Raw genomic sequence first — 24,963 nt, forward strand, 5'->3', positions numbered from 1 at the left:
CTCGAATTAAATGAATCAAGGCGTCGCCAGTTCGTACACGTCGGAGAAGTCCACATCGCGCGCAACGAAGATCGTCGTCATCGACCCGTACTGCGAATACGCGGTCGGCGGCACGTTGATGGTGTTGCGCAGTGCTTCGGCCGCTACCTCACCACCGGCATTCGTGGTGTTGTTAAACTGGATGCCGCTACTGCCCGAGTTCGCGGCCAGTGTCGACAGCGCCTGACCGGCATCGCTGATCAGGCTGACCATCATGGCGCCGCCAAACCGCGTCCAGAAGTGGTTGTCGACGTAGGCCGGCAGGCCACTGCCGCCGAGCGCATCGGCCGCCGGCGAATCGAGTTGCACCTTTACGCCATCAGGCGTCGTCAGCCGCGTCCAGATCACGAAGATCCGCGCCTGACCCTGCATCAGCGCCTGCCGCTGCTCGCCCACGACCTCGGAGCCACGCTCGACCAGCAGCACCTTGCCGTTCGCCGAGTACACATCTTTCGCCACGTGGCAGTTGGTCATGCCCGGGTAGTCGGTCACGATCTCCGCACCCTGCACGCACGGGATCGTCGTCCCCGCAATCAGCAGGAAGTCTCGCGACGGCATCAGTTCCGCCTTCACCGTTTCCAGCTTCGATGGCTGCAGCTTGCTGTCCAGTCCATCCTTCGCGAATCCGGCATGCGAACCGGTCAACCCGGGCGTGCCACCAGGGGCTGCCGCGTCGGTCGTCCTCTCATCCTTTGATGTGAGCAGCACGTCGCCATCGAGCTTGCGTTGCGCCGGCGTCTCGGCGGCGCTGGCCGCCGTCGCTGCAGCGGCGCCGTTTCCATTCACTGCACTGGCTGCGTTCGCATGCGCAGGTGTAGCAAGCGCCGCGCTTGCTACAGCCGCTTCCGACGCCATCGCCGCTTCCTCTGCCCGCTGCTTTTCGATCTTTGCCTTGTCGCGCGCAAAGTCGTGCCGGTCATCTGACGGCTTGTCCTTTGCCGCTTCCGCCCTTGCCGCCTCGGACTCGGCGTGATGCTGCGCCGACCACCGTTTGATCGCGACACCCACTGCGATCGCACCGAACAGCAGGACCAGCACCATCCCAATGACGATCGGTAACATCCGGAACGGGCTCTTGCGCTTCGTGCGGCCAACACCCGGCACCCCGCGCTCGCCTATGCCGGCGGGCTCGACCGGGGTCGGGTTCGCCGGGTTCGGACCGCTCAGATTGATATCGTCACTCACCGCCCGCCTCCTTTTGCTTCACGAGCCGCACCGTGCCCGGAATCGTCGTGCCTGTCGGGTTCAGCTGGCCGTCTGGCCGGTATGCATTGTTGCGAATGCCGAGTACGGCGTCCCCCAGGCGCAGGTTGAAGCGCTGCGCCGTGTCGTGCACCACCAGCACGGGGCCGCGCACGTCATCAGGATTGACGAGCGCTTCCTTGCCGTCCCCGTACACGCGATAGATCTGCGGCAGGTCGCGGCTCGTACTGAACTCGAAGTAGGTAAAGCGGCCGTCATCCCACAGCGCCGTTGGCGCGAGTGTCGTATCACCATGCATGTCGTAATTGAAGTTGCCCACGCCAGACGCGCTGACGGTCTGCGCCAGCAGTGCCCGCGCTTCGGCCGAGCGCACCGCGGCCGCCGCCGACGCCTTTGCACGCGTGTCCGGATAATCGAAGGTCAGCGACCAGACTGCTTCCTCGTGCCTCCTGACCGGGACCAGCTTGAGCACATAGCGACGTCTGTTCGTGAGCAGAATCAGGTTGGTGGCCGCCTGCGGTGCCTTCGGCTTGAAGAAGAAGCCGTTGCCGGCTGGGCCAGCCGTCCATGCCTTGCCGTCGCCCATGCCGCCGCCGTCGATCTTTTCGCCTTTCTCGAAGACGAGGACAGTCGCCTCGCCCGGGCGATAGGCGATCCGGTACGTCTCATTCGGGTCATACACGGCGCACGCAATGTGCCGGTCGCTGCCGCATGCACCGGGCACGACTTCGGCGACAGCCGGTAGCCACATGCCGAATAGCGCGGCAGCGATCGACGCTGCAGTAAGCGCTTTCGGGAACCGGATGGTCATGGATTGGCCCCTCCGGCCGGTGCACTCAACGACATACTCGACGGTGCCGACTGGGACGATGTGGCCGCGGACGGCATCGGTGTCGCGCCGTCTGCGGTGCTGCGCGTCCAGTCGCGGTCAACCGAGTAGCTGGTGACACGAAAGCCCGTTGGATTGAGCTCCTGTTCGTCGCTGCGGGTCGGCAGATCGCCTATATCGTAGGTGATCGTCGCGATCCAGTATTCGGTTTTAGGCGGCGGTGACGTCGAGCCGCCCTGCGACGGCAGCGAAAGCATCGTCTTCGAGAAGAACACCTGTGCGGTGGATCCGACGAACGTAATTGCACCTGGGCGCACAATCACGCGATATTTGTCGGTGAGCACGTTTTGCGGCGAGTTCTTGCGGTTGTAGAGCGCCGCGTACAACGCCTGCTCGCGTGGTGAGTTCATCAGCGTCACGGTGTCGTACGCGTCCTGGATCGTGTACCAGTCGTACTTCTCACGTAGCTTCACATACGTGCGCAGTGCTGCCCGCACCTCGAGTTCACCGAACGTCACGGATCCACTGTGCGCGACATCAATCACCTGCACGTCGCCGGTCGCGGTGTTATCCTTAATAATCACGGGTGGTGACGGTCTCTTTAGTTGTACTAAGGCTGACGAGCCAAGAATAGAGATAAGTGCGATGAACATGGCCCCGCCCGCAACGCGCCATGCAATCTTCGTCATGTTTTCCTGCAGCTGCTGCCGGGACTTCTCGAACGAGAGCGCTTCCCTGAAATACATCCGCGCCATCTCGCGCGGCTCGGCGTCGGCGAGTTTTGCCGCAATGTGCTGCAGCGCGGCCGCGCAATTGCCGTCGACGGCAACCGCGACTGGCTCAGCCTGCACCCGCGCCGGCTTCCATGGCATCCATTTCATGGCGCACTCCCCTGTGTCGCATGGTTGACAGGCATCCACGGCCCCTCAGGTTGGGTCGGCTTTGGCGCCGACGAGCACGCAGCAAGCAGCGCGGCGCCGAAAAGCACGACGACTAATTTCACGTCAATCTCCGATCGGGGTGTAGTGTCCGCCGTCGCTGGCTGCTCCGACGGACGGCGCATCATTTACTTCGAGCGTTCAAACTCGGCACCGGGAACAACAAGATGTCCAGTTGCCTTGTCGATCGTGATGACGTACGGAACCCCACCACTTACAACCATCTTTCCGTCCTGCGCTACTGCTGGTTCCCGCACGATTTTCCATTTATCCGCTTCGCCATCGGCACCGAGATTGGGAACCTTGTGTGAAACGTAGAAGTCGTCTCCATCACCATTCCGAGCAATGTTCACTTCGAACCAGCCGTTCTGGCTGACGCGTTTCCATGTGCCCACAAATTCGTTGCCGTCATGCTTACCGCAACCGAATTGTGTCAATGAAACAATGACCACAACTGCCGCAGTCATAAACCCGATGGCCCTCATCGATTCCTCCTGGTAGTAGTCAAGATCAGGCGCGGCCGATTGAGTTAGTGGACGCTGACGATGCGTCACCTCTGGAACCACCCATCAGCTTCATCGCCCTCATGGCTCCACTGGCCGCGTTGCCGATCTTACCGACCATCGATGAGATACCTACGCCACCTGCCAATTGCGATGCAAGTGACGGCATGCTCAGCGACACCACGATGAACACCAGCCCTGCAGCGATAATCTTTCCCTCAATGGTGTAGGTCAGCATGACATCGCTGACACTGAAGTTCTTCGGCAGCACCGAGGTCATAAAACTCACCTCGATTGCACCCACGGCACCGAACAGCGCAACGAGCAGACCATAGTTCAGGCATTGCCCAACCCAGTTTTGGAAAAATTGCCGCGTGGCAGGAAACAGCGCCGCAACGATGAACGCAGGCCCTAGCGCAAGCAGCAATCCAAGTGCGAACTTCGCAAGGATGATGTAGGCCGCAGCAATAGCAAGAAATGGCACACCAACTAGGAGGATGCAGAGTGCGAGCACTGAAACCTCGACGAATAGACCAACATCAGTAACGCCTAATCCGTTGTACATGCTCTTGATAGCGGATATATAGAGATTCAACAGCGTATCGAGCCCACTACTCAGGCTGTTGCCACCCATCAAGGCACTACTTAGATCGTCCCCGAGGCCATTGAAGAACGGCACCACGTACTCGCTGTAATAGCTGATATTCATCCCGAGCGTGAGCACAGCCGCCCACCCTGCCATCTTCAGCAGGAAGTCGGATATCGGGCTGTCGTTGTGGCCACGCCAGTACGACACGAGTACGAGCAGGACATAGAGACTAAAGCAGGCAGCGACCAGCGGACTGATGAGTGAGATCATCCGGGCCGAGCCGGTATTGATCGTGTTCAGCACGTTCTGATCGAACGAGTTGAACATTTCGGTAAAGATTTGCAGTTGCACGATCGCACTCCGCGTTATTGATCGGCGTCGTCGTCGCCGTTCAGCCGTTGCTGCATGTCGTTATGGGCAGCCTGTTGCGCGAAATCCTTCTCCGCATCCTGAAGTCGCGCCGCGAGATCGAGGCGCATCTTTTCCGCGTTGATCGACGAGTTCTCTGCCGCCCACCGGTTTTGCAAATCGGCGTTCGCCGCCGGATCCTGCGTGAGGTTTGACTGCTGCATCAGCTGCTGGATGTTCGTCAGCCGGTCGATCGACGCCTGATACGAGCGCATCGCCATTGCCTTGTTGGCGGCCAGAGTATCGTTCAGACGTTGCTGCCCGGGCGTGTACGCGGTCATCCCCTCCTGGCTCTCGATACTGCTGGCGAGGCCGCTGATTCCGTTCAACTGTCCGCTCTTCACTTCGTCGTAGACCGACTGCCACTGATCCGGCAGGTAGTTGCGCAGCGACGGGTCATTGAAGATGTTTCCTAGGCCGCGATTGCCGATCGTCGACTGGTACTGGTCAGAGAGCAGGCTGTATTGCTGCTCCAGCTCTTTGACAGTCGAGATCGCCTGCGCGATCGCCTGCAGGTCGATCACCGGGACACCCTGCGCTTGCGCTGCCTGCATCGTGAATGTGGCCACGATCAATGCGGCGCCCGTCAAATTGCGAATAATTTTCATCGTCGCGCTCCCAAGCTGGACTGCTAGGATGTTCGCCCGTCGCTGGCTCGATCGACGACGAGCGCTGAAGATCGTGTGTCGTCGTCATTCGGTTTCCTCAACAACCTCGGCCTCGTGCTTTCGATCGCGTTTGCCCTTGCGGCGTGCCTGGAACAGCTGCATTCGCAGGTCCGTGTCGCCATGTGCGTCGCGCGTGCATTCTTCCCAGATCGCAACGTTGTCCAGACTGCTGGAAAGCACCGCGATCTCGTCGTTCATGCCGCCCAGGTCCAGTGTTGCAAACGCCGACTGGTTGCTCTGCTTGATCAGGAACGTGCGGGACTCCTTCGACAGCCTCTTGAGCGTGTCGAATTCGCGGTCGGTCAGGTTCAGGAGCTTGTAACCGTCGCGCGTCGCGTCCGGGTTCGGCAGATAGATCTTTGTCGCCGTCAGGTCGCGGATCTCGGCGAACACCGGACACTGGATTGCGTCCTCCGGCGACTGCGAATCCAGGATCAGGAATTCGTCTGCCTTGCGGCCCGTCTTGAGCGACTTGCGGATCAGCTCCTGCGTGGTGGGGTAGCTGGCCGGCAGCCAGAATTCGGCAATCACCGTTGCGAGCAGTCCGCCCCTCTTCTGCATCTGGTCCTTGAGGTACAGCAGGTGTGCAAGCACCGGCTCCGTGGCGGCATAGTCTTTCTTCAGGAAGTCAGTGACGTCGAAACCGATCCGGCGCACCTCGGCAATGTTCGTCAACGCATCCGGTATGTTGTCCAGCGCCCACGAGAATCGACCGTTAGTTGCACCACACCACTGGCTAAGACGGACCCACAGGCCGTTCTCGTCGCCCGTATCCGGGATCGACTCCAGCAGGCGGCTGAAGGTTCTGTGCTCGATGTTCTCGAGCTTCATGACCGTGTCGACCGCGTGCTTGATCTGCCGCTGGTCGTCAGCACTGAGCTTGCCGTTCTCGTCGCGGCAGCAGGCACCCACCAGGTCGTAAAGGTGCGCGAGGTTGCGCTTCGTCTCGGGCAGGCCAAACGGCGCAAGACCGGTCGGCTCGCCTTCGCGCAGCGTGTAGTAGACAGCTCCCATCTCCTCGAGGAAGATCCGCAGACCCTGATCGAGATCGAGCGCGAAGATCTTCGGGTCGAACCGCTCGAGGAAGGCGAGCAGCATCGTCTCGAGGGTGGTCTTGCCCGTGCCGGTCGAGCCGAGAATAAGCGTGTGGCCGGCAACCTTCTCGCCCACGCTGTCCTCATCCAGGCGCGAAGCGTGACAGTTCAGGCTGAACAGGCTTTTCGCAACGGTCTGCACCGGCATGAGGGCCGAGCCATCGCCGAGCGGATTGCCGCGTGCCTTGCCGGCCGAATAGGTATGCATCGAAAACGACGATGCGAGACTGCGGGTCGATTTCGGCATCGGCCGCGGCTTCGTCCTGAATCCCGGCACCTGGCTCATGTACGTGAACGGTGCCGATGCCGTCGCCTTCACGAACTTGAAACCGCAATCGTTCAGCGCCCGACTGGTTACGTACGCGCCGTTGCTGATGGCCTTCTCCGGCGTGTCGCCGTACACGACGAGCGCCCCGTGATAGTCGCCGAATGCGAGATCCCGACCGGCGATCAGCGCCACCGCATCCTCCAGTTCCTTGATCTGGTGTTTCGCCTTGTCCTCGACCGACCTCAGGTGATTGATCTGGTCTTCGATCGCCTTCATCGCTTCGGCAGTGCTCAGACAGCCCAGGCTCTGCGTGAAGGTGAATTCGACGGGCAGCGACAGCAGCGGATTCGTCTGCCCCCAGCCGGCCTTCGGAAAATCCTTCAGGTCGTAGCAGACCGCGAACCGGGTTGAGCGATCGGTGCGGATCTCAACCGTGTCGTAGTGGAAGTGCAGGTGCGACGTCGGGATCAGGTCGCGTCCGGTGGCCTGCGTGGCCGGCACGCGCTCGTCGACGCCATTCACGAGTTCGCCAATGAACTGATACGCCTCCGAGAACAGGATGCCGTTGTGCCCGTATGCTTCGAGCAGTTGAGGATCGTAGGCAACGATAGCCTTCATCAGTCCCTCGCCCAGCTCCTCGAGCTCGCGCACCGTCTCGTCCAGGTCGTCGCCCTGCAGGATCGCGGTGATGTAGAAACTGTTCTCGAAGTGATCGTGCCTGCGGAAACGCCGCAGGTATTTGTCGACGGCCTGCTGGATGAACGGATTGTAGAAGCGGTACTCGTCGCCGAACGAGATGCTGCGCCGACGAAACGTGGTCCACAGCGACAGGCGATTACCTTTCTCCAGCGTCATCGCGGCCAGCTGACGGTTCCAGCCGTCGTAGCGTGCTTCGATCTCGCCACGGCTCACCGATTCGAACGGCACGCCGTTCACGCGCATCACCAGGAAGGCGCCGCCGTTGTCGACGCTTGTCACCGTTTCCGACACCGGACGGCCGATGCGCGGCAGCTTGTCCTCCGCGGACGTAACAAGCCGGTTCAGTTCGTTGGTCACGCGCATGCTTCGTCTCCCACGTACGGCATGTCGTCCGCGCCGCAAATGCGACGGCGCTCCTCCGCGAGCCGGCGAAACACGTCATACATTGTCTTGCCCGAACCGGGAGCACCAGCCGTCATGGCGTAGCCCACAATAGGCGTGCACGCACTGGCAGCGCCATCTGTTGACAGCGCAGGATTGTGCGCAGGCTTGCGGTCATTCATCTTCGTCCTCCTCTGCCTGCGCAAGCAGGCGCTGACGCAGCGCCTCGAAGCGCTCAAGGTCCCGGCCGCGCGAAAACGAGCGGGTGTACACGTTCAGGTCGCGGCCATACCGCATCGGTGCGAGCGTGTATGTCCTGCCGAATACCGACACACGACGGCGGTCCAGCCAGCAGCGAAATTCCAGCCACGTCAGGCGCAGTGCCTGGTCATCTGTCTCGCAGACATGCCGGAAAAACAGGAAGACGGGCACACCAGCCGAGCCTATCAACAGACCACCGGGACCGAGCACGAACCCACCGACCATACTGGTGATCAGCGATGTACAGCCGATGATCAGCGCCGGAAACATCGGGACGCCGCCGATCATCGCGGTACGGTTAAGACCCGCGTAGGAGGGGTACAGCGTGCGTTCGTCTTCCATGGTGATTCAGGCGAAGAGTCCGAAAGCCCAGCCGGCGAGCACGAGTGCCGAACCCACGCCGGCCACCTTCGCGATGCCGCCGCCGAAGTCATGAATCCAGTCGGCCTTGTTGGACCAGCACTGGACCCCAACCCACAGCAGATACGAACCAGCCATCACGCCACAGAATCCGTAAAACCATAGCGTGAAGGTGTTGGCCGCCGACGTGCCCGCTGCCAGGCCACCGCCCGCCCGGGCTCCGCGGGCGGCCATCGACATGACCACGGCGCCGATGCGCCCGGCATTCCTGCCACGCAAACGCACCAAAGCCGCGGCACGGCCGGTCAAGGGTTCGAGAAGAATCTTCTTCATCTGCCTGCTCCGTCAAAAATCGCCCAGGGCGTCCCAGGCTGGATGGTGATTGACCTGTTGGGCGTGCTCGGCCCCGGTGTCGGTGCTCACTGAGTCATCGGCCCGCCGCACACGGGCCGGGTGCACTACTGCGCGCGATGCTGTATGCACAACGGGTGCCTTGCCCTCCGGTACGACAGCGATCGGCGGCACGACAGCAGCGCTGGCTTCGCTATCGGGGACGTTCGCAGCCACGCGCTGGACATAACTCGTGCCACCCACATCCGGTTTGAAGCCGCGCGTGAAATTGCCGCTGTAGTAACAGCTAAGCGCCGCACGCACGGCATCCTGCGGCACGCGTCCGCCGGCGGCCGCGCGGGTGTAGCATTCGGCGAGGATGGCGCCGCCCGCCCGCAGGTTCGCGCACGGATCGAACGCGGTTTCAGGGGTAAGGCCATAGATCCGCAGGTTCGCGCGATTGACCTGGGCCAGGCCCATGCTGTAGTTCCAGCCAGCCGCCTCAAGCGCGCGCACGGTCGCCACCGCCTCGTCGCGGTTGCGCGGTTGGCGCACCAGGTGGCCGCCGACCACGCCGATGGCGAAGGGATTGAAACCGGATTCGGCTCTGACGAGCGCCTGCAGGGTGGTCGGATAGACGGCCGGGGCGCATTGCTGCGCGAGCATCGCGAAGTCGACTGGCATCATGACCGCTCCGTTGCGGGCCCAAACACGAGGCGGGCTTTCATGTGGCGCCTCGGTCGCGCCTGAGCCGACGCGCGACGCCTACAGCGACGGCAACCGCGACCGCAGGCAGTTGGGGCGTCACCCGCTTTGCAGCCGTACCGCCCATGCCCGAGTCGAGAGCGGCCGGAACAATGGCCGATAGCGACAGCCCCTGCATCCGCTGGTCGACCCAGCGTACGTAGTGTTCGAGAAGCCAGCCCGGACCGCCGCAGCCCCAATCGGCGAGCACGCCCAGCTGCAACAGGCCAATTGAGCCCCGTTTTACAAGACGATCTCCAAAGAGGTTCCGCATGGCTCACCCCCCTCGCTTCTCGCGCGGCCAACCGCGCCTGTAGGCAACGCAGCCGATCGCGGCCCAACCCAAACCCACGATCGCCACCGCAAACAGATCACGCGGCGATGAATGCCGCTCAACCAACCAGTACGCGAAGCCAAGGAAAGACGTCACCGCCACGAACAGCAGCAGTGCGCACACGCCCTTTTGAATCAACCCGAAAACTGCGCCCATTTCCGTGCCCTCCGATGTGGTCAGTTCCCACGGGCACGCCATCGGCCCGGGGAGCCCTTCCTGCTATCTCTCCTGTCCAGCATCACACACGCGAACGAAGCCGCGACAGGCCAACTCGTGCATTGGCTGGTCGAAGAAGCGGCGAGTTGCGATTTCGACGTGCGATGCGCATACGGATGAGCTGCACACACCATTTCGACTGGCGCACAGACCTCACTCAGGTTTCCTTATCATATAAGTAGGACTGCTTTATATATAGCGACTGAAGATTCGCACTGCACTCTCATTCGATGGAGATCACTCAATGGCAACAGCGAAGGCCGTGCGCGTTTGCCGCGATGCGCGGACCGTAGTTCGTGCCGTCAGCTTCAGCAACGAAGCCCGCTTGAAGTCGCCGCTTTAGTTGCTCACCGTCGCCTACCCCTCCCTTTCCGGTGGTACTGCGTCAGATACGGGCGGCCGCACAATGAGCATGTCCTCAACTTGCCTTTGGACCGTTCCGGCAACACTCCGCTTACGATAGATTGGGCGGCGTCTGCGTTGATTCCCTCAGCTTGATACCGGGACGCCGCATCGATCGAATTCATGCCGAACCTCTTCCAGGGTTTTGAGTGCCATTCAAGCCCCTCTATACTGAGCAAGTTTGATCACATTTGCAGAATATAGGCACGTTTGTGCCACTTGTCAATTTTAAGAACATTTATGCCAGAAACCTTTGGCTCGCGACTTATTGCGGAACGCGAACGGCTCGGATTTTCCCAAGGCGAGATGCATGCAATTTCCGGCGTCAGTCGTCGTGCGCAATTCAACTACGAACAGGGCGTGCGTCTGCCTGATGTCGGCTATCTGGCGGCTCTCGCTCAGCGCGGCTTCGACATTCTGTACCTGGTGACGGGAACCCGTGTGATGCGCCACGGCGCTGTCGATGAACATATGCTGTGCCGCGTCCTCGTCTCGGTCGATATCGCGCTTGAAAAGCGTCCCATCGACACAGAGAAAAAGTCCAAACTGGTCGCCCTCATTTACCAAAGTGCCGCCGACTCCGGTCAGGTCGATCAGTTGCTCGTCAAGAAAGCAATCGATCTCGCCTTTTAGGCGACCTCGCTTTTCACGCGTGCTCCGAAACGTGCCGCGTAGTCTGCGGCGCCCTGACAGCAATGCAGGCGTCGCGTAAGGCATCGCCGATCTGGTTCGCAAACGCCACAGCGTGGGCACCGTCCCCGTGAAGGCACAGTGTCCCTGGCTGAATTTTGATGCAGCGGCCATCGATTGCCTTGATCCGGCCATCACGCACCATGCCCAGCGCCTGCTGACACGCCGCTACATCGCTATCCAACACGGCATTCGCCTGCGATCGCGGCACAAGCTTGCCTTCCGGGGTGTATGCGCGATCAGCAAAGCCTTCGTCAACTGCAAGCAATCCCGCTTCACGGGCCAGGCGGACGAGCAGACCACCAGCGAGTCCGTAGATAAGCAGCCCCGGGTCGTAGTCTTTTATCGCCTGCACGATGGCGACGGCGAGCTCGTCGTTTACCTCAGCCATGTTGTAGAGTGCCCCATGAGGCTTCACGTGCACCAGGCGGCCGTTGAGGCCCGCCACGACAGCCGCCAACGCACCCACTTGATACTGCACGCCGGCATAAACTTCGTCAGCCGGTAGGTACATCGGTGCGCGGCCGAAGTTCTCGCGATCAGGAAAGCTCGGGTGCGCTCCAATTGCGACGCCTTGTCGAATCGCCTCTGTTGTGACCCGTCGCATCGTCAGAGGGTCGCCAGCATGCCAGCCGCAGGCGATGTTGACCGAACTCGCGAGCTTGATCAGCTCGAAGTCATGCTCAAACCCTTCGCCGAGATCGACGTTCAGATCGATTGACTTTGCATTCATTTCTTCCCTCACATCAACTCTTACAGTACTTTCGCAGTGCGTATCAACCGAAATCGCACCATCACCAAACACCTCATTCCTCGAGTTGCACACCTCGCTGCCGCGACAACGAAAACAATCCTGGCTCGTTTATTCATCCCAGACCGCCGCGTCGAGTGTTTCCACCACTCCCGGCCGGCACCCAGTGCCGGCCGGAGCAGTCTGACGATTAATGTAGGCATCAAGAATGGCCTGACCAGCTGGCCCCACCCTACCCAGCCACTCGCGCGCCCTAGCCCGGCCTTCGTTCTGCAGCGTCGCGCGCAGCTCTGGCGAAATCGGATCCTCGATGACCACGCCGTTATTCCTCATGTGCGCATAGTTGATCGCCATCCGTTCAGGAAGTGCTTGCCATTCCGCACTCTGCACACCACGAGCAGCAGCTGTGATTTGCCGCTGCCGCTGGGCCGACTGCGCTTTGAAGCGGCTCTCGCTCATCACAAGAAACGAAACCGGGAAGGCGTATCGAACTGCAGCGAAATTCGGAAGTATGCCGGCGAGGGTGTTACCGACCGATCCGTCCCCGGAAGACAGCACTGCATTGATACCACCCTCGCCAACTAACGACTTGACCTGCTCCATAGGCAAACTGGCCGCCTGTGCACCCACGTTGCCCAGCACGGTCGCCGACGTTTCGTCATAGGTACGAACTTTCAGATGCGTGATATCGCTCGCGTTCTTGAGAGGCGTGAGCGACCAGAGCCCCGTGGGCGGCCAGGGCGACACCACCAGCAGATGCAAACCGACTTTCGCAAGCACGCGACGATAGGCTGGCTCCGCAATGCACGCCAATGCTTTCGCGTCCGCTTCGCTACGCGCAAGAAATGGCAACGTTGACAGTTCGAACAGCGGATCGAGGGCGGCCAGATTGCCACCGAAGATGTCTGCTGCGTCGACATCGCCCGCTCGTACGTCGTCGACCAGCTGTGCCGCGCGCCTGCTTGTCCGATACTGGATGTGCGGCGCTATGTAACCTTGCGTTTCCGTTGCGACGTGTTCGGCGAACGAGCGAAGACCGTGGCCTGATACGGTGTCCTCAGGGTATGACGTGACCATCGACCAGTACACTTGCTTATCTCCGAGAGCTGCGCGTGACTCACCAGCGACCAGCAGGCACGCTACCGCGAAGCAAACGGATCGAGCGAGAATCGTAGTTTTCATCGTCAGGAATAGAAGAACCGGCTCGCAAACTTGGAGTCAATTTAGCCGACAAGCCTGCGTAAATTCCACTTTCTATTTTCTATTCCCAACACCTGAAAAATGTGATAACCCTATATGCGCGACCAATTGTTTAGTTAATCAATCCGCATTTAAAAGCAAGTGCTACCGCTTCCTTGATGTGAGAGACACCCATTTTTCGAGTAATCCTTGGGTATACGACCTGTCTGACGTGGCGCGCACGCATATCCAGTGCGGTAGCGATCGTCTCTGCAGAGCTGTCCTTCCAATGCAATAAGGCACGCAACACGGTCAACTCCTCACCAACGAGTTGAAACTGTCCTGCAAACTCGCGCAGCTGATTCAGCCGCCAGTCCGACAGGGCGCCAGCGGCGCTACGCCACCTGTTCTGATTGCGCGAAAGGATCCCATCGCCATCGGCGCAGTTCGCCCCGACAGCTGCCTGCAGAATTGTTAATGTCGATCTCGCGGGCTCGTGCACTGGACACGTGAGCATGCTGTACAAACCATGGCCCTGCGCTTCCTGAAGTAACCAGTGTTCTGTCGCTCCGTTTTGAAGATCAGATGTCGTTACCGGAGATGCGTTTCGCTTCGCATATTCGAGCAATGGGTCATTCATGTAGCCCGATCGATACACGTACTTCTGCATCCAAGCAGGATCGCATCCGACGAGATACCGATGCTCCGCCCTGTCGCCACGACTATCGAAATCGATCCAGGTGATGCAGTATTGTTCAGCACCAAGCGAACTAGAAAGGTCATCCAACAGCGCTGCGAGATCGTATTCATTGGTGCAGGCAGGCATGCTTGCCAGCACATCGTCGACGCTCACGGATCGAACGCGCCGTGGCGGGCGCTTCCTCCCATTGAACGTCTGTCGGCACGCACTCTTGATCGCATCGTAGGCCGGCGCGAGAATGTCGCCCCACGGATCAGCGCCCGAAAATTCCTGCAGCGCCCGCTCGCCCCGCAGCGGTAGAAGGAGCGTAAGACTCACATCATCCGGACGGGAGATCACGCGCTCGAGGATCAAGCGTCCCTCGCCATAATCCCGCAGGCGCAAAATGACGCTATCCGACCCGCCCCTCTCACGTCGTTGATACACGACGTTCGCGCGAGCATTTGGTAACTTTTCGACCACCGAGCCGAACATTACTGACCTACCTTGAGCATTGCCGTTAGTTCAGTGATCGGTGCCGGACGACCATAAAGGTATCCTTGAAGTGACACGTCCTTGAAACGCGATAACCATGCTGCCTGCTCCCGGGTCTCGACACCTTCAACCACCAACGATAGCCCGACGTCCCGCGCAAGCCGAACAAGATTTTCAACCAGGGCCGCTGCCATCTTCTGGCCCGGCGCCGCTTCGGTGAATTGCCGGTCGACCTTGATACCGTCGACGGTCTGCGAGGTCAGATGCGATAGCGACGATTGACCGGTGCCAAAATCATCCAGCACAACCCTGACGCCCAGTCGGCGAATATCCTGAAGCCGTGATCGCAGTTCGCGGCTTCCGGAAAGCACCGCCGTTTCGGTTATCTCGAGCTGGAGTACATCGGGATCCATCAGATTGTCGTTAAGGCATTCCTTGATGGTGTGCGCCAACCCTCCCCGGGCGAGTTGAACCGGCGACACATTGACCGACAGAAAGAGCCGGTTGTCACTCGCTTCCTGCCAGGCCTGGAACTCGCGGCACGCCTGCCGCAAGACGTACTCACCAAGTTGCACTATCAGACTGGAGGATTCCGCGAGGGGGATGAACTGGTCGGGTTTCAATACGCCCTTCTGCGGATGCCTCCATCGGACAAGCGCCTCTACGCCGCGTAGCGTACCTTCGACGCTAACAATCGGTTGATAGAGCACGAAAAATTCACGATTGGTGATTGCGTATTGCAACGCCTGCTGTCGCTCGATCAGCGATAGCGCGCGATCCGAAAGGTCACGGGTATAGACATGAAACCGACTTTCCCCGCCCTGGCGACCACGTTCTTTGGCCGCATACATCGCCAGGTCTGCTTTCGACAGTAGTCCAAATTCGCTGTCATCCGGATCGCTATGCAAGGCAATACCGATGCTGACGTTGACGGTGTAGTCGTGACCACGCATGACGAATACACGTTTGAACGCCTGAATGATATCGACAGCTATCCGTTCGGCGTGCGCGAGTGCGTGCTCGCCTCGCAGGACGTACGCGAACTCGTCGCCACCTATCCGCGCCAGCAAATCTTCTGATGTCGCACACTCTTGAAGACGAAAGGCAACGTTACGCAACAGGTCGTCCCCAACCTTATGCCCCAACGTATCGTTGATGACCTTGAAGTTATCCAGGTCGACGTATAGGAGCCCTACCATGCCTGGTTCTTCATTGCGCATCCATCGGCGCGCGGTTTGCAGCATGAGGTGCCGATTCGGCAGTCCAGTTAGTGAGTCCGTCTCGGCCAGTTTCCGAAATCGACAGGTCACTACCACCTGCCAAGCAGCAGCAGCCAAAAGCGACAGGCTCAAAAAGGAGGCGATCGCACAGTAGAGCACCTTGGCTCGGCGATACGGAGCCAGTGCGTCCTCGGCCGAAACGCCCGCGACTACTGAGACGGGATACGCAGACAGATGGCGATATGAAACTACACGCTGAACGCCATCCACCGGATCCTTAACAACCTTTCCCTTCGCTCCGGTCATTGCCGAATAGGCCGAGGCGGGTGGCCCATTGGGCGACGCGGGCGCCCCACCGGCCAGTCGCGATAGCAAATAGCCGTTGTCGGACAGCACAGTCAGCATCCCGTGGAGGCCAAGGCCATCAAGGTTGTAGAACCCGTCAGTCAGAAAATTTGGATCTTCTGAGACAACGACCACCCCTGCGAATGTACCGTCAAGATGATTGAGTCGGCGGGTGAACTGAAGGGTCCAGTGTGACGAAACGCGTCCGAGCACTGGCTGGCTGATATAGAGCCCGATGTTCCCTTTCTCATGAACCCGGAAGTGCAGCCGATCTGATAGGTTCACGGCGCGCGCGTCCGGCGTCGTTGTTTGCACAACCTGCCCCGCCGCGTCGACGATCGTTACCTGTAACGCTGTATCGGCCGAGACAAGCCCTCGCTGCTTGTAGTCGGAGAGCGAAAATGTCGCCGGCGAACGCTCGTACTCATACCTGACCCACTGCACGACTACATCGGCGTCGTGAACAGTTTTTGCGATGTGCGCCGCGAAGGCGCTGGCCAGCCGTGAACTCGTGACGGCCGCGGCGGTATGGGCCTGCTCACCCTCGTCGTGAATACGTTGAACGGTAACTGCCCAGATAGACGCAATTAACACCAGCGCGACAAGCGGGAACGTGAAAGTGCGGTCCGCGTAGGCGCTCAAAACTTCGGCCAGACGACCAGGAGCCAAGGCAGCTCTCTGCAATTTCGACAAGGCCATCGCTGGTTCCCCTAAGACTTCAACGACACGAATAGTCTGAGGAAGAACCTGTTCAAATCGTGGAACGGTTACAAACTGTTTCTCATTATGTGAAATGGATATCTACTGCTCCCGCGGTCTTTCACGCCGCCGGCAAGGCGGCTAGTACCGCTGACGACGGCGCGCGCCGGCCAATGTTCTGCTGCCGGAATGGGTCATGTGACGGCCGCCGCAAGTTCGCCCGTCCCGTCGGCAGTTTCCGGAGACCGCCACCCAGCGATCATGCACCACACATGGGCGCGCGGGAACGCTACAAATTACGTTCTTTTTGCTACAACGTGCAGGCGAATGGGGACAAAAGCACTGTCGCCCATCGGTCAAGGTCGGAATGGCGAACGGGCCACGCGCCGGCACCCTGCTTTTCGTGAAACATTCCTCGGCGATCACTGTGCGAGCCTTGCCAGACAACGATTTTCGCCGACACGGCATGCGCCATGGAATGTTTCACGGGGACGACAGATTGGCCCTATTATCGCCTGAAGGTTCCCTAGGTTTCTTCGGCCCTCATCGCGATCGGGTTTCGCAAAGTGCCGCCTAGAGCGGATCTCAACAACCCGTTTTTGTCGTTCATCGCAGATTACCGGAGAACGCAGCCCAAGTCAGAAGGACTCCTGAATGATGTTTGATGCTTGATGCGAACCGGACGATCCTGACGGGTGTGGAACAACCGGGTATCTGCGGAGGCCCCTGTATGCGAACCACCCTCGATATAGATGACGACGTGCTCGCCCTCGCCCGCGCGCGCGCCGACCGCGAGCACGTGTCGATCGGCCGCGTCATCTCGCAGCTCGCCCGCACGGCGCTGCAGCGCCCTTCAGCCGCAACCACCACGCGCGACGGCCTGCCGGTATTGCCATGCTCACGCCGCCGGCTCCGTCACGCCCGAACCCGTCAACCAGATGCCGCGACGAGGCACCCTGATGGCGTATCTGCTTGACATCAACGTACTGATTGCGCTGCTCGACGCCGGGCACGTACAGCGCGAAGCTGCACACGAATCGTTCGGTCGGGTCAACCACCCGGCGTGGGCAACCTGCCCGTTGATCGAAAACGGCGTGCGCATCATCGCGCTACCCGAAAGCAATTGAGACGTCGGCCGCGGTCGCGCCACTCGTCGCAAAGCTGCGCGCTCATCCTGGCCACATCTTTTGGTCCAACGGCCTGAGCCTGCTCGATCGGGAGCACGTCGACGCGAGCCGCATCCTCGCGACCGAGCAGGTGACCGACACGTACCTGCTCGCGATCGCGCGCCTGCATGACGGCGCCTTGGGCACCTTCGACCGCCGGCTGGTGGTCGATGCGGTGCCGGACGGTGCGCGCCACCTAGAAGTTATTAGTTGATGCTGGCGTGGAGGCTTGATGAATGATATTTCCTGCTCATGCCAAACGATCATCTCCGGGCCGACACCACGATTCGCACCCGCACACCGCAGGCAAGACTGAACCGCGGCATCTCGGCCGCCCCGACCGCCGGCTGCGCGCAACCATCCCCGCGCAAAACAGGCTGCTAACGACTTGCAGATCGCCTCGCACGGCTCACGGTAAATGCCGGCACCGCCTTCTCCGGTCAGTCTCAACGACATCATGCAAGGTTGCCGGCGCGCTGAACCGGCGGGTCTCTGATACGCCAAGCCAGAAGCTCCACGGGCCCGCATGGCGTCGCCGACACCGTGCCGGCGAAGGGCCGGCGGCGGCGCTTTGAATTAGCGTTTGGCGGACGGCGATGCACTAGGTGGGCGCGCCTAGCGATCGACCTCAAGTCAGGATGACGGGAACACTGGAGGCCATGGATACTGGCGCTCGAGTTGCTTGGCGTGTTCTTCCGTCACATGGTCCATTCGACGGAACGTCTTTCAGACAGGCAGGCCTCGTTTAAGCCTGTTCTCATTCAGGCAACACCTAACCTGCAGTTGGCGTAAGCACAGGTCGCCAAAGTGTCGGTACTACTGACACATCACGACGTCGCCTGAGCCATGGCCGCTATCCGGAGGTTCAGCGTGTCAGTAATACTGACACCTCGACATCCGCTCGAGGTACAACGTGCAGCGCGGGTCAAGCCGCACCGAAAGACCGAAGTGTCGGTACTACTGACACCGCACGACGTCGCCCGAGCCATGGCGCTATCCTGACACCTTGACGTCCGTTCGAGGTACAACGTGCGGTGCGGGTCAGGTCGGAACGAAAGGCCGAAGTGTCGGTACTACTGACACCGCACGACGTCGTCCGAGCCGTGGGGCCATGTCGGGTTCAGCGCGTCGAAACCTCGCGGGCACGCGCTCTCCGAGCGCTCCCTGTAACTTCCCTTATTGCCGACACTCTAGTGTTACGGGCGTATCGCTTTGGGGACGAAAAAAACCCGCAAAGTTGCGGGCTTCTGTCCAATAAGTTCGATTACTGCTGCGCGCTTGGTTCTTCCCTGTAAAGCTCGCTGATAAGTTGCCGGATTCGAGTCTCTTGAATTTCGCTAAGGGACCCGGTCTTGATTTTGACGGTGAACGAGTTCACGTCCTTCGTAATGCTCCCGGCCTGTTCCTTTCCCGAAAAGAACTTCGCGATACTCCGCTCGCGGGCCGCCGCTCTCGAACCCTGACGGGTGGCCTGCGCTACGATCGCGGCAGCATATCGTCCCTGAAGAATTTCTCCTTTGACAACGTCTGGCCACAAGTCCTTTGCCGCAGCCAAACCGGCAGCGCCATGCTTTTTGATAGCCGACACAATTTCTTCTGCAGCATTGCACCCAAGCAGCGCGGGCTGCAAGTCCAATTGATCCTTAATGAAATCAGGCAGCTTGTCGAACGCCAAGAACTGATACAGTCCGGTGCGAGACATACCGAGGGACTCGGCGAGCCGCTTTCGATTCGGAAACTCTGCTTCCGCACGACGCAGCGAAATCGCAATTTCATAATCGGCTAGGTTGGACCGCCCGATGTTCTCTACCAACGCAAGAACAACCATGTCCTCATCAGAGCAGTCGACTATGACCGCCTTGATTTGCTCCATGCCCAACATCTTGTGCGCACGCAATCGCCGCTCGCCAGCGACCAGCTGGTAGACGGAATCAACGCGCCGCACCGCCACCGGCTGAACCAACCCCTTTTCGCGAATAGACTCGGCAAGATCCGAAAGCTCGGCCTCGGCAAAGATCCGCCGCGGTTGCCATGGATTAGGCACAACCTCCGCAACAGGAATCGTTGCCTGGCCACCACTCGCTTCCAACTCTTGAATTTTGAGTTGTGCGGCTGCCAACGCCCCTGCCATCCCAGGCCCTGTCTTCGGCTTCTCGACCGCGAGCTTGGTCGCGTCCATCTCATCGTCAGAGATTGAGGACGTCTTCCGGAGGTTGGCGGTTTGGAGAGCCATACGGTCACGAATACTGCTCATTGTGCGAGACTCCATTCGTCGATGTACATGTTGTCAATCCACCTGCAGTATTCAACCAGTGGTTGGCGTACACGCTGCACCGTCTTTGAGACCCCGTCGGATTTGCTGAGGTCAAACACTGTCGAGAGCGCGAGCGCGCCGTTGCTCATCACCGAACTCGCGGGAATCTCGGTGGTGGTCAGCCAGTCTTCGTAGGCGCGTTGCGTCCACGAGCGTACGATGGGTGCTGACGACGTCGGGCTTGTATCCACCTTCGACAGAATCACGGAGATGAAGTCGTAGACCTTGTCTGACTCCTTCTCCATGAAGTTCGCGGCAATATCCGAAAACAGCCCCCAGAACGATACCGAGCTGATGAAGTCCAGGCTCTCCGGCACCAAGGGCATCACCATCGAATCAGCTGCCATCAGCGCGTTCAATGTAAGGTAGGAGAGGGAGGGAGCTGTGTCCAGAATGATGTAGTCGTACTTCTTGCGCAGCGGCTCCAGGCCTTTGCGCAGGATTGCCCAAAACTGATAGCTCGGGCGAGTCTTAAGCATCGAGGGGATGAAGAACTCAGCACTGAACAGCGATGGATGCGCGGGAATTACATCCAGCCCGTCCCAGTAAGTTTCCTTGATGGCAGATTCCAGTCCGCCTTCCATCTCCTCGTTATAGATAAAAGGCAGAACGGTCGAATCCTCGTCGACCTCGTTCTCGGCATAGAGTCCACAGAGTTCGGACAGAGAGGCCTGCGGGTCCAAGTCAACCACGAGCACCTTCCGTCCGCGCAACGACAACCCTTGCGAGATGCACATCGTCGTCGTTGTCTTCGTCGACCCACCCTTGAAGTTGGCAACCAGAAGAATCTTGCCGTCGGCGTCGCGACCAGTCACGAGCGGCGACTGATAGATTTCCGACAACTGTTGTACGTAGGTACGCGCCTCGGCCAAGGTGAACAGGCGGCTACGGCCCGTGCCGTGCGCAACGCCCGGCGGCAACGCGCTTCCTTCCCGCGTCGCTTGGTAGTGGAGCTTGGTTCGGTCCAAGCCGCACAGGTCTGCCACTTCGGCAGTCGTAAAGTTTGGCGGCGCCTTTCGCGGCCTCGGCGTGAGGATTTGCTCGCGCAGCTCCGCCGTCAGCCCGTCCAGTTTTTTCGCAAATTTGGCAATCTTCGCCAGGGGAACCTTGCGTGTGATAGCGGGAAATTCGGCTTTAGACATGGTTTTTACACTTTCACCGGAAATCGGGACGAAGCGTAGAATACTCGAAAACATTAGAAAAATCGCTTCCAGATAGTAAGTTTCTTAAATTTTCCACCTAACCCATTGGAAAACAACACAAAAAGATCGAACGAAGCAACGGAAGGGCCAGAATTGGCGGTTCGTGCGCAAGCATTCCGACGTTTCATGGTGAGAAAAATTGTTGAAATTCGCTGGAGGAGTCGGTGGAGGAGGGGTGAAGGTGGGTGAGAAGAATTGTTGAAATCTGCCAATTGATGCGCCCTGCCTCGCACTTTCAACAATTTCTCTCACCATCCAATTGCAGGCATATCGCCTTGGCACACAACGCGAGGCACCTTTGCCTCAGAAACCTCCTCCGCAGCCTGGTCGTAAGTCGCCCGGCAGCCCATAACGTAAGCGTTGAACGCAGGGTCGACGGCAACTTGCCTACAAAAGTGCTCACCATCGTCCACCGGCTATCGACTTATCCACAGATGCCCAGACCGCAACCTGCCGTGCGGCGAGCCTTGTTACGGTTCATGCCGGTAAACCGAGCAGCCCAGCTGCGCTGCGCCACAAAAGCACTCACCATGCTTCAACAAAACGACTCACCCATTTCGAGCGATTTTCGGCCGAGGACCCCGTCAGGTAAGGCTTTCCGCAACCGGGTGCAACATTCAACAAAAATGCTCACCGTCAATCTGCGGCCACAGAATCCCTCACTTTGCGCTGGTAAACTTCTCACGCTCGCAATGGATTTCTCCTCACTTTCGGTCCACAAAAGTCCTCACCTCAGGCACAAAACTGCTCACCTACATGGGACTAACCCATTGTTTTTAAGAATCTTTGTTTTTCGCTGTAGTTTGTTCGTTCGTTTTGCTTTTTAAGAGATTCTGAAAAACATACAACCGTCGCCCCGAGGCTTTCTGCCTCTCGAAAGCAGAAAGGTGAGCAGATTTGTTGAACGGACATGTGCCTAGAGGAAGGTGAGCAGATTTGTTGAAACGGTCCCCGTCATGGTGAGTCTTTTTGTTTTGACATCTCACCTACGTGTGCTACAGTCTGCGCGACCGGCAACTAGGGACAGGCACCTCGATGGCAAACAACATCATGACGCGCGCAACCTCGCGCCAGCTGTCGTTTGAGCTGTTCGAGGAGATGCTCGCCACCGATACGCCAATCAACGAATCGACGAAGGAGATTGGCTATCAGCGTAACAACGTTTTTATCGACATTACCGATGTTGGCATTACAGCCAGGCGATTCCTGGATGCAGCGCACTTCATCGTGGCGCAGGAGCCGACCACCCCGAAGGTTTATGACGTCGAGCTGAGCTACTTCCGATGGCTCATGCGTTATGACAGTTACAACTACAAGCACCTGCGAACAGTGGTGTCCGAGGCTCAAAAAGCCTTAATTCAAGTTTCGGCCTCGCCCCCTGGCAGTACGTCCGCGGAGGACGAGAAGTGGGTGTCCGTACAGCTCATCGGTATCGTGGGTATCGACAAAGGGCGCATCACTTTTGCGGTTCCTGAGCCGCTCATTCCGCACATCAAGGACCCGGTAAAGTCGCACTGGTTGAGTCTGAGAATCACCTCTGCCTTTACGCTTACCTATGCTCGAGCCATTTACGACCACGTCATCGGTTACGTGGCGGAAGGCATAACCGAGTGGATCGAAGTCGATGTGGTACGTGCTTGGCCAGGGAAGGCTGCGTCGACTGCAACCGAATTCAAGTATTTCAAACGCGACAACCTCGACAAGGCGGTTAAGCAGATAAACGCAGTCTCGGACATCGATCTGAGCTACGAGACTCGCACCGTGAGCCCGAAGTCGAAAAAGATTGACCGGATTCGTTTCAGGCTGACGCGAAAGGAAACCGCTGGGGCCGTTCGAGCGAGCCTGCTTGGCGCGCAAGAGATATACACGACGCTGAAGAACGAATTCGGTTTCACAGAAAAGCAGTTCAACACCATCTCGCAAAACCGCGCCGTGTGGTCGGATGAGCGTATTCTTCAGGCGATCGAATACACCCGCGCCAAGGTCGACTCCGGCCAAGTCAAGAAGAGTCCGGGCGCCTACCTGCTAAAAGCTATCACCGACGGCTACAAGCTATCGGACGCTGATCGCAAAATGCTAACGGTACAGCAACAGCAGCAGGAACAGGAGAGGGTGGAGTTCAGCGCGAAGCAATTGGCGACAGCGGCCGTCGCCGCAAGCACTGCGGCGGCAGAGGAGCGCAGCAAAACACAGACCGTCGAGAATGCTGACCTCGGCCGTGAGGCGTATCACAAGGCGGACGGTAAGGCGCAAAAAGACTTCATGCGTTCCTTTATCGCCTCCGCGGCCGGTAAACTGGCCATCAAGCGGGTGAAGCTCAACCCGGCGACGATTCATGAGTCGGACGTGCTGGCGCATAAGGATCTATCCTTTGCGCTCTACTCGTTCGTGTTTCTGCGCACCAAAGCGAAGGCCGCCTCCAAGGCTTAACGGTACGCGAGCTCTCGGCTTTACACCTTGTAGACCTGCTCAGCATCTCCCGCTAGCTCGCTAGCTCGCATTCGCGGTTGTTGCGTTAACCGAGACCGTTTCACCACCATGCTTCTCGTGCGGCAGCTGAAGGTGGCCGCGTCGCGGATGCACCTCCACGCTTTGCCTATTGAGTTGGAGACAGACCGGTTGATGGGTAGCGCGCATATCGATCTTCCACTCGATCTCGCTTTATGACGGGTATTCACCTTCCGCAACAATTCGTCCGGATTGCCGAGTTATAGGTCGGGTGCGTGAGAGACCTGATCGAATGGCATTGAAAATAGAATGGCGATTTTCCTAGCTGAGATTTCGCATCGCGTGCAAGCGAAAATCCGCATCAGCATAGTTGGCATCAGCAGGGATCGATCGATAGCTGTTGGAACGCACCGTGGTGCGATCGCCGCTATGCGTTACCGAACCCGCGCGTCGTGAAGCAGGAGGCCCGAGGCGCCCAGTCAGGCAAGAATACTGCCGACCTGCCTGTTTCAAGCGTGATGGATCACATGCGGCAAATCTTGTGGGTCGTCACCCGCAGGTGAGTGATTTCCGCCTCGCAGTTCGTCGACGCGCGGCGGGCGTTGACGAGCTCGTGCATCACCCGCCCGCTTTCCAGTTCCCGCTTCCCGATTGCCAACTGCATCTAGAAAGCATCCCCTCGAGTCTGCGCGGGCGAAACATGCACGGTCATGGGAGTGGATCCAGCCCGGCGCGGTCTGCTGCTGGGCGCCAGATACACCCGAGCCCGGCCCGGTCGCACAACAAGGCCCAAGCCGAGTAAGGGATTGCGGCGTCTTCGCTGATCCAGCGGCGCACCTGCCGACCGCCGTATTCTGACAAGCCGAGATAACGCGCAACCGCGCGTCCCGGCAAGCCGGTGCGACGGATAACCTCCTGAATTTCGGCTCCGTTCGGCTGTTCCCAGCCGTCCTCCGCCGATCGCAGGCAGGCGGCCCGGATTTCAATTTGATAGCTCATCCTTACCTCGAACCGCTAATTCTTCCATGTACTTCGTGACGATCCAGTCCCGACGGCTTACGCCGAGGGGGGAAACATGCGCGCTGTGGCGCTTGACGACCCCGGTTGGTGGCCGCCTTGGGCTCTACCGCATCGTCCCGCCGCTTACGCGGCGCTCCGGTGCTCTTCCCATGTTCGACTTGCGGTCATGAGGACACCGTGCGCCTCGATCCGAGCATGCGGCGCGCGATACTCCCGTGATTATCCAGCCCCCACGGCTCGCGCCGCGGGGGAAATACGCGCCCTGCGGCGCTTGACGACCCCGGCCCATGGTCTGCCTGGGCTAAACCGGATCGTCCCGCCGCTGACGCGGCGCGCCGGCGCTCTCCCCATGTCCGACGATGCGGCCACGGGGGACCCCGTGCGCCTCGATCCGGGCGCGCGGCGCGCGCGATGCTCCCGAGATTATCCAACCACCTGGGCTGCAGCGGCAGGGACGCCACCGCGCGGCAGGTCGGTTAGCGACCCGCC

24 protein-coding genes are annotated in these 24,963 nt (G+C 59.5%); 4 read left to right on the top strand and 20 right to left on the bottom strand.

Translation table 11 applies throughout. The features are described from left to right. Positions 1 to 15 precede the first annotated feature (15 nt). The 12 genes from virB10 to AB4Y36_RS36230 all read right to left on the bottom strand — a co-directional run bounded on the left by virB10 (position 16) and on the right by AB4Y36_RS36230 (position 9,804). A complete protein-coding gene (gene virB10, locus AB4Y36_RS36175; protein ID WP_368685520.1) occupies positions 16 to 1,224 on the bottom strand; it encodes a type IV secretion system protein VirB10 in 1,209 nt (402 codons plus the stop codon). Continuing rightward, positions 1,217 to 2,053 carry a TrbG/VirB9 family P-type conjugative transfer protein gene (locus tag AB4Y36_RS36180; RefSeq protein WP_069268372.1) on the bottom strand — a complete coding sequence of 279 codons (837 nt, stop codon included), beginning with the start codon at positions 2,051 to 2,053 and terminating at the stop codon, positions 1,217 to 1,219. Before AB4Y36_RS36180 ends, virB10 begins: the two co-directional genes overlap by 8 nt. After that, entirely contained in the window at positions 2,050 to 2,952 is a 903-nt protein-coding gene (locus AB4Y36_RS36185; RefSeq protein WP_368685521.1) for a virB8 family protein, read from the bottom strand. The genes AB4Y36_RS36180 and AB4Y36_RS36185 overlap by 4 nt, the downstream gene beginning before the upstream one ends. A 185-nt stretch (positions 2,953 to 3,137) precedes the next feature. Beyond that, positions 3,138 to 3,494, bottom strand: coding sequence for a hypothetical protein (locus AB4Y36_RS36190; protein WP_368618995.1), 357 nt, complete (start codon positions 3,492 to 3,494; stop codon positions 3,138 to 3,140). Between the two features lie 25 nt (positions 3,495 to 3,519). After that, on the bottom strand, positions 3,520 to 4,452 hold the full coding sequence (locus AB4Y36_RS36195; RefSeq protein ID WP_368618994.1) for a type IV secretion system protein: 933 nt from the start codon (positions 4,450 to 4,452) through the stop codon (positions 3,520 to 3,522). A gap of 14 nt (positions 4,453 to 4,466) precedes the next feature. After that, positions 4,467 to 5,078: a type IV secretion system protein gene (locus AB4Y36_RS36200; protein ID WP_368619013.1), complete on the bottom strand. Its 612-nt coding sequence runs from the start codon at positions 5,076 to 5,078 to the stop codon at positions 4,467 to 4,469. Between the two features lie 123 nt (positions 5,079 to 5,201). After that, positions 5,202 to 7,601: a transporter gene (locus AB4Y36_RS36205; RefSeq protein WP_368618993.1), complete on the bottom strand. Its 2,400-nt coding sequence runs from the start codon at positions 7,599 to 7,601 to the stop codon at positions 5,202 to 5,204. Beyond that, a complete protein-coding gene (locus AB4Y36_RS36210; protein WP_368685522.1) occupies positions 7,592 to 7,801 on the bottom strand; it encodes a hypothetical protein in 210 nt (69 codons plus the stop codon). Before AB4Y36_RS36210 ends, AB4Y36_RS36205 begins: the two co-directional genes overlap by 10 nt. Further along, positions 7,794 to 8,222, bottom strand: coding sequence for a VirB3 family type IV secretion system protein (locus AB4Y36_RS36215; protein WP_069268378.1), 429 nt, complete (start codon positions 8,220 to 8,222; stop codon positions 7,794 to 7,796). Before AB4Y36_RS36215 ends, AB4Y36_RS36210 begins: the two co-directional genes overlap by 8 nt. Positions 8,223 to 8,228: 6 nt before the next feature. Beyond that, a complete protein-coding gene (locus tag AB4Y36_RS36220; RefSeq protein WP_028215745.1) occupies positions 8,229 to 8,573 on the bottom strand; it encodes a hypothetical protein in 345 nt (114 codons plus the stop codon). A gap of 12 nt (positions 8,574 to 8,585) precedes the next feature. Further along, complete coding sequence (locus AB4Y36_RS36225; RefSeq protein ID WP_069268379.1) at positions 8,586 to 9,257, bottom strand: lytic transglycosylase domain-containing protein; 672 nt, start codon at positions 9,255 to 9,257, stop codon at positions 8,586 to 8,588. 334 nt (positions 9,258 to 9,591) lie between these two features. Continuing rightward, positions 9,592 to 9,804 (bottom strand): hypothetical protein, encoded by a 213-nt coding sequence (locus AB4Y36_RS36230; RefSeq protein WP_141710878.1) that lies wholly within the window; start codon positions 9,802 to 9,804, stop codon positions 9,592 to 9,594. A gap of 702 nt (positions 9,805 to 10,506) precedes the next feature. Between AB4Y36_RS36230 and AB4Y36_RS36235 the strand changes: the two genes are divergently transcribed. After that, positions 10,507 to 10,899, top strand: a complete 393-nt coding sequence (locus AB4Y36_RS36235; RefSeq protein WP_069268382.1) for a helix-turn-helix domain-containing protein — start codon at positions 10,507 to 10,509, stop codon at positions 10,897 to 10,899. A gap of 13 nt (positions 10,900 to 10,912) precedes the next feature. Here the strand turns inward: AB4Y36_RS36235 and pxpA are convergent, their stop codons facing one another. From pxpA to AB4Y36_RS36255, 4 genes are all read right to left on the bottom strand, one after another. Continuing rightward, positions 10,913 to 11,689 (bottom strand): 5-oxoprolinase subunit PxpA, encoded by a 777-nt coding sequence (pxpA, locus tag AB4Y36_RS36240; RefSeq protein WP_368618992.1) that lies wholly within the window; start codon positions 11,687 to 11,689, stop codon positions 10,913 to 10,915. 129 nt (positions 11,690 to 11,818) lie between these two features. Continuing rightward, complete coding sequence (gene dctP, locus AB4Y36_RS36245) at positions 11,819 to 12,796, bottom strand: TRAP transporter substrate-binding protein DctP (protein ID WP_342922162.1); 978 nt, start codon at positions 12,794 to 12,796, stop codon at positions 11,819 to 11,821. 223 nt (positions 12,797 to 13,019) lie between these two features. Next, a complete protein-coding gene (locus AB4Y36_RS36250) occupies positions 13,020 to 14,060 on the bottom strand; it encodes an autoinducer binding domain-containing protein (RefSeq protein ID WP_069268385.1) in 1,041 nt (346 codons plus the stop codon). Further along, the gene (locus AB4Y36_RS36255) at positions 14,060 to 16,324 is read right to left on the bottom strand and encodes an EAL domain-containing protein (RefSeq protein ID WP_368618991.1); all 2,265 of its coding nucleotides are present in this window, start codon (positions 16,322 to 16,324) and stop codon (positions 14,060 to 14,062) included. Before AB4Y36_RS36255 ends, AB4Y36_RS36250 begins: the two co-directional genes overlap by 1 nt. Before the next feature lie 959 nt (positions 16,325 to 17,283). On the opposite strand from AB4Y36_RS36255, the gene AB4Y36_RS36260 reads away from it, so the two are divergent. Together AB4Y36_RS36260 and AB4Y36_RS36265 are read left to right on the top strand one after the other, a co-directional pair. Continuing rightward, on the top strand, positions 17,284 to 17,451 hold the full coding sequence (locus AB4Y36_RS36260; RefSeq protein WP_368618990.1) for a hypothetical protein: 168 nt from the start codon (positions 17,284 to 17,286) through the stop codon (positions 17,449 to 17,451). A 130-nt stretch (positions 17,452 to 17,581) separates the two neighbouring features. Then, complete coding sequence (locus AB4Y36_RS36265) at positions 17,582 to 17,704, top strand: hypothetical protein (RefSeq protein WP_368618989.1); 123 nt, start codon at positions 17,582 to 17,584, stop codon at positions 17,702 to 17,704. Positions 17,705 to 18,754: 1,050 nt separating this feature from the next. Here AB4Y36_RS36265 and AB4Y36_RS36270 read toward each other — a convergent pair. Beyond that, the gene (locus tag AB4Y36_RS36270; RefSeq protein ID WP_069268387.1) at positions 18,755 to 19,744 is read right to left on the bottom strand and encodes a ParB/RepB/Spo0J family partition protein; all 990 of its coding nucleotides are present in this window, start codon (positions 19,742 to 19,744) and stop codon (positions 18,755 to 18,757) included. Next, the gene (locus AB4Y36_RS36275; protein WP_069268410.1) at positions 19,741 to 20,946 is read right to left on the bottom strand and encodes a ParA family protein; all 1,206 of its coding nucleotides are present in this window, start codon (positions 20,944 to 20,946) and stop codon (positions 19,741 to 19,743) included. Before AB4Y36_RS36275 ends, AB4Y36_RS36270 begins: the two co-directional genes overlap by 4 nt. 1,095 nt (positions 20,947 to 22,041) lie before the next feature. Between AB4Y36_RS36275 and AB4Y36_RS36280 the strand changes: the two genes are divergently transcribed. Next, positions 22,042 to 23,436 (top strand): replication initiation protein, encoded by a 1,395-nt coding sequence (locus AB4Y36_RS36280; protein WP_368618988.1) that lies wholly within the window; start codon positions 22,042 to 22,044, stop codon positions 23,434 to 23,436. 541 nt (positions 23,437 to 23,977) lie between these two features. Here the strand turns inward: AB4Y36_RS36280 and AB4Y36_RS36285 are convergent. Together AB4Y36_RS36285 and AB4Y36_RS36290 are read right to left on the bottom strand one after the other, a co-directional pair. After that, a complete protein-coding gene (locus AB4Y36_RS36285; protein ID WP_176732989.1) occupies positions 23,978 to 24,118 on the bottom strand; it encodes a hypothetical protein in 141 nt (46 codons plus the stop codon). 44 nt (positions 24,119 to 24,162) lie between these two features. Beyond that, entirely contained in the window at positions 24,163 to 24,453 is a 291-nt protein-coding gene (locus AB4Y36_RS36290) for a transcriptional regulator (protein ID WP_069268389.1), read from the bottom strand. Positions 24,454 to 24,963 lie beyond the last annotated feature (510 nt).

Source organism: Paraburkholderia sp. BR10936, from assembly GCF_040965735.1.
Lineage (GTDB): Bacteria > Pseudomonadota > Gammaproteobacteria > Burkholderiales > Burkholderiaceae > Paraburkholderia > Paraburkholderia nodosa_A.